This window comes from Xenorhabdus entomophaga (assembly GCF_037996725.1).
GTDB classification, from domain to species: Bacteria; Pseudomonadota; Gammaproteobacteria; order Enterobacterales; family Enterobacteriaceae; genus Xenorhabdus; species Xenorhabdus khoisanae.
In genome coordinates this window covers 1-229 of the sequence record NZ_JBBMXH010000477.1, presented here as the reverse complement: position 1 = coordinate 229, position 229 = coordinate 1, and the positions used below count along the sequence as shown (strand labels likewise).

At 55.5% G+C, this 229-nt stretch carries 1 protein-coding gene; it reads left to right on the top strand.

Annotated features, from left to right (window positions below):
- Window positions 1-229, top strand: a 229-nt coding sequence (locus tag AAC854_RS23705; protein WP_340619197.1) for a DUF927 domain-containing protein, incomplete at both ends; no start/stop codon positions are given.

Sequence of the window (229 nt, the reverse complement as noted above, 5' to 3'; positions counted from 1 at the left end):
GCCGGACGGTTCAGTCATTGGCGTGCCTGAACAACCGGTGTTGTTTAACGGAGGCAGTGCCGCGGCAAATGCTTACACCGTTTCAGGTACCACGGAAAGCTGGCGTGAACATGTGGCGCGTCTGGCTGACAATAACCCGTTTATGATGTTAGGGGTAGCTACGGCATTGGCGGCCCCGATGATAGGGATGGTGGGGGCTGACGGTTTTGGTGTTCATCTTTATGCCCAA